12 protein-coding genes are annotated in these 15,690 nt (G+C 43.6%); 11 read left to right on the top strand and 1 reads right to left on the bottom strand.

Features of this window, described 5'->3' with window-relative positions:
- Positions 1–324: 324 nt before the first annotated feature.
- On the bottom strand, positions 325–528 hold the full coding sequence (locus L1S32_RS06250; protein ID WP_278154172.1) for a hypothetical protein: 204 nt from the start codon (positions 526–528) through the stop codon (positions 325–327).
- A 696-nt stretch (positions 529–1,224) separates the two neighbouring features.
- Here L1S32_RS06250 and L1S32_RS06255 point away from each other — a divergent pair.
- From L1S32_RS06255 to L1S32_RS06305, 11 genes are all read left to right on the top strand, one after another.
- Positions 1,225–2,535 carry a Fic family protein gene (locus L1S32_RS06255; RefSeq protein WP_278154173.1) on the top strand — a complete coding sequence of 437 codons (1,311 nt, stop codon included), beginning with the start codon at positions 1,225–1,227 and terminating at the stop codon, positions 2,533–2,535.
- A 167-nt stretch (positions 2,536–2,702) separates the two neighbouring features.
- Entirely contained in the window at positions 2,703–2,987 is a 285-nt protein-coding gene (locus L1S32_RS06260) for a hypothetical protein (protein WP_278154174.1), read from the top strand.
- Between the two features lie 189 nt (positions 2,988–3,176).
- The gene (locus tag L1S32_RS06265; RefSeq protein ID WP_278154175.1) at positions 3,177–3,662 is read left to right on the top strand and encodes a winged helix-turn-helix domain-containing protein; all 486 of its coding nucleotides are present in this window, start codon (positions 3,177–3,179) and stop codon (positions 3,660–3,662) included.
- Between the two features lie 15 nt (positions 3,663–3,677).
- A complete protein-coding gene (locus L1S32_RS06270) occupies positions 3,678–4,094 on the top strand; it encodes a hypothetical protein (RefSeq protein WP_274924406.1) in 417 nt (138 codons plus the stop codon).
- A 439-nt stretch (positions 4,095–4,533) separates the two neighbouring features.
- Positions 4,534–6,441 (top strand): DUF2075 domain-containing protein, encoded by a 1,908-nt coding sequence (locus L1S32_RS06275; RefSeq protein WP_278154176.1) that lies wholly within the window; start codon positions 4,534–4,536, stop codon positions 6,439–6,441.
- 738 nt (positions 6,442–7,179) lie between these two features.
- Complete coding sequence (locus L1S32_RS06280; protein WP_278154177.1) at positions 7,180–10,005, top strand: helicase-related protein; 2,826 nt, start codon at positions 7,180–7,182, stop codon at positions 10,003–10,005.
- A gap of 22 nt (positions 10,006–10,027) precedes the next feature.
- The gene (locus L1S32_RS06285) at positions 10,028–10,702 is read left to right on the top strand and encodes a DUF4391 domain-containing protein (protein ID WP_278154178.1); all 675 of its coding nucleotides are present in this window, start codon (positions 10,028–10,030) and stop codon (positions 10,700–10,702) included.
- Positions 10,703–10,828: 126 nt separating this feature from the next.
- Positions 10,829–11,992 (top strand): XRE family transcriptional regulator, encoded by a 1,164-nt coding sequence (locus tag L1S32_RS06290; RefSeq protein WP_278154179.1) that lies wholly within the window; start codon positions 10,829–10,831, stop codon positions 11,990–11,992.
- Between the two features lie 2 nt (positions 11,993–11,994).
- Complete coding sequence (locus L1S32_RS06295; RefSeq protein WP_278154180.1) at positions 11,995–12,483, top strand: DUF4411 family protein; 489 nt, start codon at positions 11,995–11,997, stop codon at positions 12,481–12,483.
- Between the two features lie 95 nt (positions 12,484–12,578).
- Entirely contained in the window at positions 12,579–14,510 is a 1,932-nt protein-coding gene (locus L1S32_RS06300) for a site-specific DNA-methyltransferase (RefSeq protein ID WP_278154181.1), read from the top strand.
- Positions 14,510–15,631, top strand: coding sequence for a virulence RhuM family protein (locus tag L1S32_RS06305; protein ID WP_278154182.1), 1,122 nt, complete (start codon positions 14,510–14,512; stop codon positions 15,629–15,631). Before L1S32_RS06300 ends, L1S32_RS06305 begins: the two co-directional genes overlap by 1 nt.
- Positions 15,632–15,690 lie beyond the last annotated feature (59 nt).

The following is a 15,690-nucleotide window of genomic DNA, read 5'->3' on the forward strand; positions in this document are numbered from 1 at the left end:
GTGTGTGATTCAAAATTAAACCAAAAATGGTGGAGATGCACGTTTCGGGATTATGGAAAGACGGAATAGATTTCTTCCCGGCTTTTAACCCGGCAGAAGACAACACTTCCATCCGTACGCAGAGCACAGCCTATCCGGTAGCGACCGACACGGATACGATAACGGCTTTGGGTTCCTTTTATTTTGCGTATGTCAGTCTGGCTAAAGAGTGATTCACTTTCAGGAATCTCATGAAAGACGAGTTCTTCTATTGTCTCCCGATATGATGCCGGAAGATGAGACAGATCTTTTAAAATGTCTTTTTATAGAGACAGGTAACCATGCTCAGGCCTTCTTTTTCAGGGTTGCGTAGTAATTGTGAGCATCTGAAATGGAAAGCGGTTCTTCATCATCTGCTTCATCCATGAACCTGTCAAGACCATAGTCTTCAATGACAGCCTCAATCTTATGAAATGTCTGGATGTCAAGGATAACACGTACCGGTTCGTTATCTTCTGAGACAATATACTGAGGTTTTATGTCGAGCATCTCCTTTGGTCTCCTTTTGCCGTACGTATGAGTGGGTCACCCGGGATTAAAAAGTTCTCTCTGTCGGAAATCCATGAGAAAGAGATCTCATGACAGACTGGAATCGTATTTGAAGTGAGGGTATCGAATATGAAACTGAGCACATGACGGATGAAGAACGGATTGAAACGAAAAAATGTTTCCAGAACGTCCTTTTGTCAGGCAGATATGTCCGAAATGAACGAAATGGGGCTGCTTTTAATAAAAGAGTTCGGAGCGATTCCAGGCAGTATCTAAGCAATCCAGGTAATCGGCGGATAATTGTGAACGATACTGAGTATCTGTTGTCGTATATGTTGGGAGATGATGTGGGGGTTGCCTCCGGTTGAGAGAGGCCCGCTCCGGGTGTCTGTGGTGATGGGGGTTTTCGGACTAGGGAGCGGATTTGAGGTTATTTGAGCGACAGATGAGGTCTTTCAGGACTTGATCAGAGAATATTCCCCTGATTCGCGGGCCTGTCATGGTGATTCATGAGGGAAAAGACGCCACATCGAATTACGAATGAATTACTAATGTGTGTGAAATTAGTATTTTATAGATCCCGACCAAAATACTAATGAAATACTAAAATGTGTAAAATTAGTATTTTATAGATCCTAATCAAAATACTAATGAAATACTAAAATGTGTGAAATTAGTATTTGGTAGGTCGCACCCATGAACAAACTCCCTGAAAAACCACCCGAAGGATGGGATGAAATAGCCATTCGAACGATAGAAAAAATTCATCTTGACCCCGCGTTCGGAAAGCTGGTGACCGAATACAACACCCGCTATCTTGCCTGGGACGACCTCACGTACCGCATCCCCGACCCGGAAAAGAGGATGGCTGCCTGGGCGATGATGAAGATGCTTCGGGCCGTACGCTACGAGGCCGTCCCCTACCCCTCCCTCGACCTCAAGTACTCGACCACCCCTGATATCTCTCGTAGCCTTCACATCTTTGACCAGTATCTCTCGGGCACCATCCGGATCCACAACAAGACGATCAAACTCGAACAGTCCTACATCATCAACTCCTTCATGGAGGAGTCCATTGCCTCCAGCATCCTCGAAGGGGCGGTGACCGCCCACAAAGTCGCCAAAGATATGCTCAGAAAAGGGAGAGAACCGAGGAATACCTCCGAGCAGATGGTAATCAACAATTACCGGGCCATGCGCTTCATCAGGGCAGAGAAGGATACACCCCTGACCCCGGAATTCATCCTCGCCCTCCACCGCATCGTCACCGGGAACACCCTTGACGAGGCCGCCGTCGGACATTTCAGGGACAACAATGAGATCGTCGTCAACGACCCTGTCACCGGCGTCGTCTACCACACACCTCCGGAGTACACAGAAGTTCCCGGTCTCATCGACGCCCTCTGCCGGTTTGCAAACGCCACCGACGATGACGATGCAGGCACATTCATCCACCCCATCGTCAGGGGTATCATTCTCCATTTCCTCATTGGCTACATCCACCCCTTCGAAGACGGGAATGGCAGGACCGCACGGAGCATCTTCTACTGGTACGTCCTCTCGCAGGGCTACTGGCTCTTCGAGTACATGCCCATCTCCCGAGTCATCCTGCGGTCCAAAAAAGACTATGCCCTCGCCTACCTCCACACCGAATACGACGAGATGGACCTCACCTACTTCATCCGGCACCAGATCAGGTGCATCGAGGAAGCCCGAAAAGACCTGCTTGCCTATATCGAGAGAAAACAGAGCGAGCAAAATGCGACAAAAGCGATACTAAAAACGATTCAGGACATCAGTCAAAGACAGGCAGACATTCTCAGAGAGATGATGGAACAAAGCGACGAGTATTTCACCATCAGAGAGATTTCGGAGACACACGGCGTCGTCTACCAGACGGCCAGAACCGACCTCCTCGACCTCGCCGAGAAAGGCTACATCAGAAAGGAAAAACGCGGCAGGGAGTTTATATTCATCTTTAATGAAGAGTGCGACCTCTGGAAATAGGCAAGAAACGCGGCATTGACAGCATTCGATAGATCCGAAATAAGTATGATATAGCTGCCAATTAGATTTTTATCTGCTATTTCCTTTCTTAATATAGATTTAACTTAGATTCAGGTCACATGCTAACATCTATTTATAGTATTTTTTCCAATTTTCTATTGACTCTCATGTCAGACGAACTTTCTGAAGAAATGCTGTTCATCCTGAATATATTTTATAAAAACAGAAATTTAAGCTCAGATAAGGGATATCATTCTCAAAAACTCAAAAAATTATATGGAAAAAAGTTTCCAGGGCGTGAATATCTCACACTAAAAGATGCAATTAAGAAATTGCATAATGAGGGCTATATTACTACAATCAAAAAGAAGGAAGAAAAATATTACATATCAAATATTCCAATGGCTGTACTGGCATTGCAGGAACATGGATTCATAAAAGGATTTCAATAGTTCGTGATGTAATGCAAAATATTTTTATCACATATGATAATACTACTATTCACACCATGTCGGTTTTCCGACATATTTTTCCGACATATGGACCTGTCATGTGGATATCAAATGAACGAATCTATTGAACCTTTGGAGATGTGAAAAGTGGCCCGACCTTTTGAAGGGGTGTTTGGTAATACCTGTGAAATGCGACTCCTTGAATTCCTGTTGCCTCTTGAGGGCATTGAATTTAATGTTACTGAATTATCCGAGGAGGCAGGAGTCAGTCGTGTTACGGCCGGCAGGGTGGTCAGGAAGTTTGTTGAATGGGGCATTCTCAATGCAAACGATGCCCGGATTCCACAATACTCAATAAATCCAGACTCCCCAATAGTTCAGTCAATTGACAGTATGAACAATTCATTGATTGAACGTATGCTTGGTGAAGAAAAAATCCAGGAAATACGTACCTATGTCCATCAGCACACTGCACGAAATGTCCCGGTAATCCCCGAATCATCGACAGAAGATGTATGGGCACGTTTTTCAAACGGGCAGGATCAGGGCATTTCCAATCCTGAATTTTCACAGGGATATTGTTGTGAAGCCAATGGGGCTGATTCATGGCTTTCTGTCCCACCTTGTGTAACGGCAAGCGAGTTTGAACCAAATTTCAATCGAATATACCAATAGAGGATGGTTAACTGCATGTCAAAAGATGATTTCTTCAGAAAAGAGCTGGTCACAGAACTGCGGCGCATAGAGGTGGCCATGAGAAAAGAAGAGAGTGTTGAGAAGAAGATATACTATTTTTCTGCTGCATATGGGATCACCAGCCGGACATTTAGGTACTCATTCACTGAGGATTATCTCATGGCGGATTGCATCTTAAATACCGCATACAATGGGATCATGGATCGTTTCAAACGCGTCCGTTCGGGAGATTCTACCGTAAAACTTGAGCCAGTTCATTTCGAACGGATTCAGGACGGTCTGCGAATGCTTGCAGATGCATTTGAATCTGAAACGTCCATCCTCGTGCCACTGGAACAAATCCTGACAACAATGTACTCACTCACAGGCCCGGGCAACTATTTACGGGAAAAGGGACTCCTGAATTTTTAATGAGTTAATATAAGATAGAGACTGAATCACAATTTTTTGTGGTTTTCGAACTGAGATGAGAGTGAAATGCGCGATTTTTGAATGTGCCAGTTCAAAGGGGGCTGTTTCCATGCCAAAATCGGCATGGCTCCATTGATGCGTCCTTGCCGAATCAAGGAACGGGCGGCTTTGACACCCCCCGCCCGTCTGTGTGGATGCAAATTTCCGGGCTGCAGACTTGTTTGGTACGTGATTTATGCAATCCGTATCACGAATCCAATATTTTTCCTTCAAGAATGAAAATCAGGATCCAAATCTGGATAAAGATAGTCAAAAATCCTAAAATTGACCAAGAAATCCAGAATCACACCCATTTCTCTAAAAAAGGATATTAAACAATTACAGAAAACACTTTGTTACCCATGAGAAATCAGATAATTCATCTATTCTGGAGTTTTCCATGACACTTCCCTGCGGGTACCGGAGTGAACTATCTGAGTTTCTGGAGGTATCCTATTCTGACTGGCTGGGACAATTGCAGAACCATCATATCCAGTGCATGCATGAGCCTGCGAGTCGATCACAGATTACTGCATGGAAAAATTCGTTTAAGGTCCTTCAGCGGGAATTACCGAAATTGATTGAAGCCCATCCAGATGCATGCCAGTGGTCAATTCTCTTTGAATACGAATTACCGCGAGAAGGGGGACGCCGCCCTGATGTTGTCATCCTTGGACAAGGGACCATCTATGTCATTGAGTTTAAGGATTTTCGCGTGATGCATCAGGCACATGTGGACCAGGTAGATGCATACGCCCGTGATTTACAGCACTATCATGCTCTTTCGCACGACTATCAGGTAATACCCCTCCTCCTTCTGACAAAATCGGCATCACGCTTTGAAAAATCAGAAAAGGTCCGAATCATCTCACCCGATACACTGGTGAAGGCCATTATCGCCCAAAATATCTCAACGGATACCTCCTGGATTGACCCCGTTGCATGGCTCAACGCCGACTACTCCCCTCTGCCCTCTCTTATTAGTGCAGCGAGGATTATCTTCAATAATGAACCCCTCCCGCATATCCGCCGTGCCCTCAGTGCCGGCATTCCCCAGACCATCGAAGCACTCAACGGGGTTGCACAAAAGGCAAAGGAGAAGAATGAACGCCATCTGGCCTTCGTCACCGGCGTTCCCGGAGCAGGAAAAACACTTGTGGGCATTCAATTTGTCTATGAAAACGTCCTCGTTGAATCGGTCATCAGTAAAAATGCCGTTTTTCTCTCCGGGAATGGCCCACTGGTTCAGGTTCTCAAACATGCATTAAAAACCAGTGTCTTTGTGCAGGACGTGCACCGATTTCTCAAACAATATGGAGGAACGAAGACCAAGATTCCCCATGAACACATCTGGATATATGACGAAGCACAACGGGCGTGGGATGCAAAACAAGTGGAGGAAAAACGAGGTCATTCAACCTCAGAACCAGAAGATTTCCTGACCATTGGTGAACGGATGGATTCATGGGTGTTGATGATCGCCCTGATTGGAGAGGGGCAAGAGATACACCTTGGAGAAGAATCCGGCCTTCCCCAATGGAATGAAGCAATTGCAGAGATGGAAGGGTCATGGACAGTCCATTGCCCAACAAAAATCGCCTCCGTATTTCCTGATGCCACCGCGATACAGACAAATGAAGCGCTGGACCTGACCATCACCTTGCGGTCTCATCTCGCAGAAGATGTCTCAGAATGGATACAAAACGTATTAGATGGCGATTTCGTGCAGGCACGAGAGCTTGCAGACCGCATGTACGAACAGGGGTTTGATATGTACATCACGACGCAGCTGTCCTTGGCCACTGAATATGTGAAAGACCGATATATGGGTCAAAGTGAGAAGCGTTACGGCCTTCTTGCATCATCCAAAGCCAAAAATCTCCCCGATTATGGCATTCACAATGAATTCAATTATACCCGTACAATGAAAGTCGGGCCATGGTATAATGATCCACAGGATTCCCCACAATCATGCTGTGCACTCCACGATGTTGCCACCGAATTTTCGTGCCAGGGTCTGGAATTAGATTTCCCCATCGTCTGTTGGGGAAGTGATTTTTGCTGGGATGAGGACCAATCTCAATGGAAGAGTCCGAAAGTTACCCGGATGAATAAGGCACGTGACCCTCATCGGCTGAGGATGAACAGTTATCGGGTACTCCTCTCACGAGGGAGAGACGGATTCATTATTTTTGTTCCCCCGGAACAGAGGATGGCATCAACGTATCGTGCTTTGAAGGCAGCGGGTGTGCGGGAGATTCGAAATGAATATGCGGATGCTGTTGGGGTTGCTGTTTTGTCTGAATGATGTGTGGATTTATATTTTTCCTAATATATATTTTCATTTTTTAAATAGAATTTCAGATGCCATAGGTATCTAAATAACGTTGGTTTACTCTTTAAATCGATAGTTATCTCTCAAAAATTCAGAATTAAAGGGGTTTGGACTAATCGAGGATAATTGAAGAATGGTGCAAATAGAAACCAGTAATTTTTATCTCCTCTTAAGGAATGAAAAAAATTTATTACTTCATTCCCATGAAATGTCGATAAAATTCCTCTCAACAACCGGTATCATCATTCACAACTACTTTCAATAATATTTAAATACAAATTTGATACGGGGAACGAAATGAAAATTATCGACAATATCAATGAAACCCTAAAAGATGACCTAAAAGTCACTATCAATAATAATAGCAAAATTGCCATTGCAGCGTCCTATTTTTCAATATATGCCTTTCAGGAACTGCATAAAGAATTATCAGAAATAGAAGAATTAAGATTCATTTTTACATCCCCTGCCTTTACGACTGAAAAAGCAAAAAAAGAGAAGAGAGAGTTTTATATACCACGATTAGAACGGGAAAAGAGTCTCTATGGCACAGAGTTTGAGATTAAACTGCGAAATGAACTCACACAAAAAGCCATTGCTAAAGAATGTGCGGAATGGATCCGGCGTAAGGTGACTTTTCGCTCAAATATCACAACTGAGAACATGGGGGGCTTCATTAATGTTCAAAATAATGATAGCAACATTACCTATATGCCGGTAAATGGTTTTACCACTGTTGACATTGGGTGTGAAAAAGGGAATAACGCATATAATATTGTAAACCGGCTCGGTGCTCCATTCAGCCAGGAATACTTCAGAATATTTGATGAAATATGGAATGATAAAGCAAAACTTCAGGATGTAACTGATGAAGTAATTGAGAATATATCAACCGTTTATAGGGAAAATTCTCCCCAATTCATCTATTTTGTAATTCTGTATAACATCTTCAATGAATTCCTGGATGACATTTCAGAAGATGTGCTCCCAAACGAGGCAACCGGATTTAAGAATAGTCAGATCTGGAATAAATTGTATGACTTCCAGAAGGATGCTGCACTCTCAATTATCAATAAACTTGAGACCTATAACGGCTGTATTTTGGCAGACAGCGTGGGTCTGGGAAAAACGTACACCGCTCTTTCTGTGATTAAATATTATGAGAACCGCAACAAGTCTGTATTAGTATTGTGTCCTAAAAAGCTTTCAGATAACTGGAATACGTTTAAAATGAACCTGCTCAACAATCCCATTGCCAAGGATCGTCTGAGCTACGATGTACTTTTTCATACCGACCTCTCACGAAATCACGGATATTCAAATGGCATTCCACTTGACCGGGTTAACTGGAGTAATTATGACCTCGTTGTCATTGATGAATCCCATAACTTCCGCAATGGTGGCGATGTCGATACGGAAGATAATGAGAAAGAGAACCGATACGAGCGGTTAATGAATCAGGTCATCCGCAAAGGTGTCCGAACAAAAGTCCTTATGTTGTCTGCCACGCCGGTGAATAACCGATTTTCAGATCTGAAAAATCAGCTTGCACTGGCATACGAGGGAAATACCGATCAGATCAATGAAAAACTGAAGACAAAACAGAATGTTGAAGATATATTCAGAATTGCACAGCAAGCCTTCAATACATGGAGTAAATTTGAGACGGAGGAGAGAACGACTGAAAATCTTCTTGATATGCTTGACTTTGAATTTTTTGAAGTTCTCGACAGTGTCACCATCGCCCGTTCGCGGAAGCATATTGAAAAATATTACAATACAGAAGAAATTGGGAAATTTCCGGAGAGAAACAAACCCATTTCTGTTCGCTGTCCCCTGACGACTCTTCCGGGAGCAATTGACTATGATGATATCTATGATACATTATCTCAGTTAAATCTGAGTATATACACTCCTTCTGCCTTCGTTCATGAGAGTAAGATTCCCAAATATGAAGAGAAATATGATACCAAATTAGCGAATACTTCGTTCAAACAGAGAGATCGTGAGAGGAGTCTTCGTATCCTTATGCGGACAAATCTTCTCAAACGACTTGAGAGTTCTGTTCATGCATTTCGGCTTACCGTGGGAAAGGTGCTTGAAAATATCACCCTGACAATTGAACAGATTGAGAAATTTCAGGAAAACGGTTCGATTGAATTTAATAACAGGACCATCTCTGATGATTTTGATTTCGACGATCAAAACTCGGATCTCTTATTCACATCCGGAAAGGTCAAAATTGAACTCAGGGATATGGACTACCGGAGTTGGCTTTACGATCTGAATGACGATCGGGGTCTGTTAGAAGAACTGCTGAAAGCAACATCTGCCATCACCCCTGAACATGATGAGAAGTTAAATGTCTTTTATAATGTCATCCGGGATAAGATACAGAATCCAATCAATGATAATAATAAAAAAATCCTGGTCTTTTCTGCATATGCCGATACCGTAGAGTACCTGTTTAATAATGTCAGTCAGATGGTGAAGTCAGAATTTGGACTGGATACTGCAATGATCACAGGTTCTGTAAACGGGAGAACAACAGTCCCAAAACTGAAGGCTGATTTCAACCAGGTCCTTACCTGTTTCTCACCAGTTTCTAAGGAGAGAGATCTGCTTTCGTTAAAAGAGCAGGCCAATATTGACATCCTGATTGCAACGGACTGCATTTCAGAGGGACAAAATCTTCAGGATTGTGATTATCTCATAAACTACGACATTCACTGGAATCCTGTCCGAATTATTCAGAGGTTTGGCCGTATTGATCGTATTGGGAGTAAAAACGACGTCATTCAGCTGGTTAATTTCTGGCCGGATATCTCCCTTGATGATTATATCAATTTAAAGTCACGGGTGGAGACCCGCATGCGAATTTCGGTGATGACATCAACCGGCGATGACGACCTCATCAATGAGGAAAAAGGGGATCTTGAATACCGAAAACAGCAGCTTGAACGACTGCAAAATGAGGTTGTGGATATTGAGGATATGTCCGGCGGTATATCCATTATGGACCTCGGTCTGAATGAATTCAGGATAGATCTTCTGAGTTACATTAAGGATAATCCTGATGTAGGGAGGTCACCTTTTGGGATGCATGCGGTGGTAAAAAGCCGTGGCAATGATGTTCCGCCCGGCGTCATATATGTCTTAAAAAACATCAATGATGATGTCAATATCAACAATTGCAATCTCCTACACCCGTTTTACATTGTATATGTCAACGATGACGGAAGGGTGTTTTACAATCACCTCTCTCCCAAAAAGACGCTTGATATGATCCGGTACCTGTGCAGGGACCAGAATATGCCGGACAAACAATTGTGCACATTGTTTAATAGAGAGACAAGAGACGGCAGGAGGATGGATACATATTCCAATCTGCTTGAAGATGCGATATCCTCTATCATCGATGTGAATGATGAGAGTGATATTGACAGCCTCTTTTCTCCCGGAGGGACATCAGCACTCCAGACGCACATCTCCGGTCTGAATGATTTTGAACTCATATGTTTTCTGATTGTCAAATGAGCATGAATGGAGGTGTGTTTATATGTTAGATCTACCTGTTGGCACCAAATATCAGAAACGGATTCCAAAAACCAAATTTTACCAGCATCTCTCTCTTTCACCAAAAGTGAAACAGCAGTTTGTAGACGAGATTGATACAATTTTCTGGCAGAACAAACTTTCTCCGGATACTCTTGGCATCGCTGCGGGAAAGGAGGTGCAGGAGATTGAGGTCTTTGAGATTAAATTGCGCCAGTTTGGAATCAGTAAAAATCTCCTTGAGATCATGGACCGGCAAATTCCCTATCACATTGTCTTTGTCCTGACGTTTGATGGAATGGCACAGATAGTCATCGGGTATAAGGAGAAGAGCAAAAAGAAGGATGATACCTACAAAGTTGAGAAGTATGTCTATTCTGAATGGTGTTCCCCTGATGAATGTGCACAGGAACTGAAAGGGCTGAATCTGGATGGCATATATGAAAATCTTTTGAGAGAGTATCTTCCTGAAGAGCAGCCGCAATTGAAGGATTTGAGAGAGACAATTGCTCTTCAAAAGGAGATTGAGAAACAGACCGCTCTGTGTGCAGCGCTGGAGAACAAGATGAAAAAAGAGAGACAGTTCAACAAGCAGGTCCACCTGAACCAGGAATTGAGAGAGCAAAAAGCAAAGCTTGAAGGCATGCTTTCTGAACAGATATCCAATTGCAACGAATGAATCCGAACAGAAAAAACAGTCATATAAGCATATGAGAAATACCAATGACGATATATATTATATCAAAGTAATTGTCTATCATTGGTTCTTGTAATCATCATCTGAAGGAAATCGGGAGGAATAGCGATGGAGACAATCATTAACGGTAAAATGATTCAGTGGGCACGGGAGCGTGCACGCTTATCTCCTGCAGAACTCGCTGAAAAGTGTAAAACCGATCCAGAAACTGTTCGGAAATGGGAGTCCGGGGAACGTGCAATTACGGTCACAAAGGCAAAACAGCTTGCAAAAATAGCACTGATACCATATGGACTTCTCTTTGCTGATAATCCTCCGGAAGAGAAGATTCCCATTGCTGATTACCGGACACAAGGTTCTGCCGGTATCAGGAGACCCAGTCCCGAACTCCTTGAGACAATAGATGATGCTAAACTGAAGCAGGAGTGGTATCGCGAATATTTGATCGCTGAGGAATTTCCTCCTCTGGGTTTTATTGGAAAATATGATACTAATGCTGAACCTGAATTCATTGCACAGGAGATCAAACGAGTTCTTGGGGTCGATGATACGGAGTATTATGCCTGTAAAGACTGGGAACAGGCATTTAGTTATCTTATAAATCATGCAGAAGACGAAGGAATTACGGTCCTTGTCAATAGTACGCTGAAAAACAATACCCATCGGCCGCTGGATGTTGAAGAATTCCGGGGTTTCGTTCTTTCTGACTCCTATGCACCGTTGATTTTCATCAATGGGAAAGATGCAAAGGCTGCCCGGATGTTTACGCTCATGCATGAGATTGCTCATCTCTTCATTGGTGAGAGCGGTGTCTGTGATGACACCATTGCGGGAAATGGTTCCATCCCACAGGAACAGTGGTGCAATCAGGTTGCTGCTGAATTTTTAACGCCAAAGGACCGGTTTCTGGAGTTATGGAAAGAAGGAGAAAGTGCTGACTCCAATCTGGATACGATCCGGCTGAGACTGAGGGTGAGCAGATTGGTTGCTATTTTCCGTGCATATCAACTGAACCTAATTTCCTACGAAGAGAAGCAGGAATTCGTCTCCACAGAGATGACACACTTTGCAGCAATCAAAACGAAGCAGAAGGATACGAAAGGCGGACCGGATTATTATGTCATCAAGAGATTTAAGACTGGGAGGAATCTTGCGATGGCGATCATTTCTGAAGTGCGGGCAAACCGGATGCTCTACCGGGATGCCTTCCATCTGCTTGGCGTGAAAAATATTGAAGCCCTGAATACATTTGCGGGCGCTTTGGACTATTAACGATGAAATATCTGCTGGATTCGAATGTATTTATTGAGGCGAAAAACGGCTATTATTCATTTAATATTGCAGGGGGGTTTTGGGATTGGCTCGAACTCTTTATGGAAGAGCAGTCATTTCTGACCATCCGGGAAGTCAGGAAAGAATTGACTGATTATAATGATGAATTGAAGGACTGGATAATACAATTTCAACCGAGTCAGTTTATAGAGGAAGATCTGGAAATTCAACAGAATATGAGAGAGATTACCAATTACGTTCTCAATCACGAGACATTCTCCCCGGAGAATAAAAGTATGTTTCTTGCGAAAGCCGACCCATGGTTGATTGCCACCGCGATGGCACGAGGGTATGTTGTTGTCACGCATGAAAACAAAGTGGGAAAAGGGGCAAAAAAGGTCAAAATTCCAAATATATGTGAGACGTTCGGTGTTGAATATATCAATGTCTTTGAATTGATGAGGACAAAGAATGTAAATCTACGATTGTAAGGCTGATTCACATCTGCCAGATATCATTGTACACAATTATTATTCCAATACGTAATCTGAATTTTAAATCTCAGTCAAACAACGGAGAATTATCTATGAGCAAATCCGGGCCAGAATACCTGAAAATGGAAACCACCAACACCACAGAAGACCATATCGAAAAAATTGCTTCACTATTCCCGAATGTCATCACCGAAATTGAGGATGATGAAGGCATTCTCCGCAAGGGAATTGACTTCGATCTCCTCCGGCAGGAGCTCTCAGGTGGCTATGTCGAAGGAAGAGAAGAACGCTACGACTTTACATGGGTTGGGAAGAGGAAGGCCATCGTCGAGGCGAACCGCCCCATCAAAAAGACCCTCCGGCCCTGCATGGAAGAGAGCAAAAACTGGGAGGACACCCAGAATATCTTCATCGAAGGGGACAATCTCGATGCCATGAAACTCCTCCAGGAGAGCTATCTCAACTCAGTCAAGATGATCTATATCGATCCCCCGTATAATACAGGAAACGACTTCATCTACAACGACCGGTTCGTGATGGACGCTGACGAATATGATGAAGAGACCGGCGCAGTGGACGATGCAGGCAACCGGATGTTTAAAAACAATAAGGAACGGGGCCGGTATCACTCAGACTGGTGCTCGATGCTCTATCCCCGACTGAAGCTTGCACATACCCTGCTTCGTGATGATGGAGTTATATTTCTTTCAATTGATGAACATGAGATGCCTAATCTCCGCCATATGATGAACGAGATCTTCGGTGAGGATAATTATATTGAATCAATAATATGGAAGAAACGAAGTACGCCTCCCAATGATAAAATCATAGGTGCAGCTCATGAATATATCCTAATCTATTCTAAGGACATCCAGAAACTTTCTTTGAATCTCAGAGAAAGGACCAATGAACAGATTGAGAGATATCAAAATCCTGATAATCATCCAAAAGGACCTTGGGTACCCGGAGATTTAATGGCTAATGTGAAGGGTGGAAGATATGTAAAATCTCTCAATTTTCCTATAATTAATCCCAATACAGGAGAAGAACATTATCCTTCTTCAAACGGAAATTGGCGATTTAATAAAGACAAAATTGACGAACTCATTAAAAATAATGAAATTTACTTTGGCAAAGATAACAAGGGCCGTCCTAAATTGAAACGTTTCTTATCCGATGTTAAAAAAGGAATAACATATACAACCATTTGGGATTTTGTTCCATTTAACACAGTAGGCTCAAAGGAAATGGCTGAATTGTTAGGAAACTTAACTGTTTTCAATAATCCTAAGCCATCAGGGTTAATTGTAGAATTACTTAAGCTTGGCTCATTAAATAATTCACTAATCCTCGACTTCTTCTCCGGTTCTTGCACAACCGCCCATGCCGTCATGCAGCTGAACGCGGAGGACGGCGGCAGCGGCACCCGCAAATTCATCATGGTGCAGCTGCCTGAGCCCTGCTGCGATGAAGGGAGTGAGGCATTGAAGGCGGGATTCCATACCATCGCAGAGATAGGCAAGGAGAGAATCCGTCGTGCCGGTGAAAAGATCAAAGCCGAATTGGAGGAGGCGAACCGGCAAAAAACCCTTGACGGAGAGCAAATGAAGATTCCCGATATCGGATTCCGGGTCTTCAAAATCGATGACACCAATATGAAGGATGTCTATTACGCAGCAGAAGACTATACTCAGGAGACCATAGAAGGACTTGTTGATAATGTCAGGGGAGACAGAACGGACACAGACCTCCTCTATCAGGTCATGATCAACTGGGGCCTTCCTTTAGACCTCAGACACGAGATGGAAACCATCGACGGGTATACCGTGCACATCGTTGATGGCAATGCACTTGTCGCCTGTTTTGAAGCAAACATCTCTGAAGATGTGATGCGAACAATTGCGGAGAAAAAACCCCTGCGGGCCGTCTTCCGGGATGGTTCATTCAGGAACAGCCCTGGCAAACTCAATATTGAAGGCATATTCAAGACCATTGCACCGGACACGAAACTGAGAGTGATCTGATGGCAGAGATGGCAGATGAAAATGAGTCCACCAATAAACGTCTGGAATGGCAGGAACCCCCAAAGGGACATATCCTGATATACCAGTCAAAAGATGAGACTTTCAGGCTTGATGTCCGCTTTGAAGATGAATCAGTATGGCTGACCCAGCAGCAGATGGCCGAACTTTTCCAGACCACCAAGCAAAATATCAGTCTCCATATAAAAAACATCTATTCTGAGAGCGAACTCCTCCCACAGGCAACTGTCAAGGAATACTTGACAGTTCAAACGGAAGGAGCACGTGAAGTCAAACGAACGATTGACTACTACAACCTTGATATGATCATCTCTGTCGGTTATCGGGTGAGAAGCAGTATTGCCACCCGGTTTCGTATCTGGGCGACACAGCACCTGACGGAATTCATTAAAAAGGGGTTCATTCTCGATGACGTTCGCCTGAAAGAACCGGAAAGCAGTAGGTACTTTGAGGAACTCTTAGCACGGATCCGCGATATCCGTTCATCTGAAAAGATTTTCTGGCGCAAAGTTCTGGACATATACGCGACCAGTATTGATTATGACCCAAACGCTGAAACAACACAGCAGTTTTTTAGACAGGTACAAAACAAGATGCACTGGGCGGCGCATGGTCACACCGCAGCAGAATTGATCTATGAACGTGCAGATGCAAACAAGCCTGAGATGGGGATTACCAATTATCCGGGGAATACCCTGCTCAGACGTGATATAGAAGTTGCAAAGAATTATCTCAGGGAGGATGAATTAGCAGTTCTCAATCGAATAGTGACCGCATATCTGGAAATCGCAGAATTGCAGGCGCTCAACCGGATGCCAATGACCATGCAGGACTGGATTGAACGCCTGCACCAGTTTTTAACAATGACCGGACGTGAACTGCTGACAAACGCCGGAAGCATCAGTCACGAAACTGCACTACAAAAAGCACACGCTGAGTATGAAACCTACTGCAGGAATAAATTGCAGGAGCCGACAGACGTTGAAAGGCATTTTATAGAGATGGAAGATGGAATAAAGCACATCAAGGGAAGAACTGAAGAAGAGCCATCTCCGGACACGAAAGCACACGCGAAAAAGGAATGCGGAGAAAATAATCATTAAGGGCGGTATCTGAAGATGGAACCGATAACGTGTATTCAAAACAGCACCGCTGAATTTCT

It is taken from the genome of Methanogenium sp. S4BF (assembly GCF_029633965.1).
GTDB lineage: Archaea > Halobacteriota > Methanomicrobia > Methanomicrobiales > Methanomicrobiaceae > Methanogenium.

Coding starts and splice junctions, on each gene's coding strand:
- L1S32_RS06250 (WP_278154172.1), bottom strand. CDS start 528: ATGCTCGACATAAAACCTCAGTATATTGTCTCAGAAGATAACGAACCG.
- L1S32_RS06255 (WP_278154173.1), top strand. CDS start 1,225: ATGAACAAACTCCCTGAAAAACCACCCGAAGGATGGGATGAAATAGCC.
- L1S32_RS06260 (WP_278154174.1), top strand. CDS start 2,703: ATGTCAGACGAACTTTCTGAAGAAATGCTGTTCATCCTGAATATATTT.
- L1S32_RS06265 (WP_278154175.1), top strand. CDS start 3,177: ATGCGACTCCTTGAATTCCTGTTGCCTCTTGAGGGCATTGAATTTAAT.
- L1S32_RS06270 (WP_274924406.1), top strand. CDS start 3,678: ATGTCAAAAGATGATTTCTTCAGAAAAGAGCTGGTCACAGAACTGCGG.
- L1S32_RS06275 (WP_278154176.1), top strand. CDS start 4,534: ATGACACTTCCCTGCGGGTACCGGAGTGAACTATCTGAGTTTCTGGAG.
- L1S32_RS06280 (WP_278154177.1), top strand. CDS start 7,180: ATGCCGGTAAATGGTTTTACCACTGTTGACATTGGGTGTGAAAAAGGG.
- L1S32_RS06285 (WP_278154178.1), top strand. CDS start 10,028: ATGTTAGATCTACCTGTTGGCACCAAATATCAGAAACGGATTCCAAAA.
- L1S32_RS06290 (WP_278154179.1), top strand. CDS start 10,829: ATGGAGACAATCATTAACGGTAAAATGATTCAGTGGGCACGGGAGCGT.
- L1S32_RS06295 (WP_278154180.1), top strand. CDS start 11,995: ATGAAATATCTGCTGGATTCGAATGTATTTATTGAGGCGAAAAACGGC.
- L1S32_RS06300 (WP_278154181.1), top strand. CDS start 12,579: ATGAGCAAATCCGGGCCAGAATACCTGAAAATGGAAACCACCAACACC.
- L1S32_RS06305 (WP_278154182.1), top strand. CDS start 14,510: ATGGCAGAGATGGCAGATGAAAATGAGTCCACCAATAAACGTCTGGAA.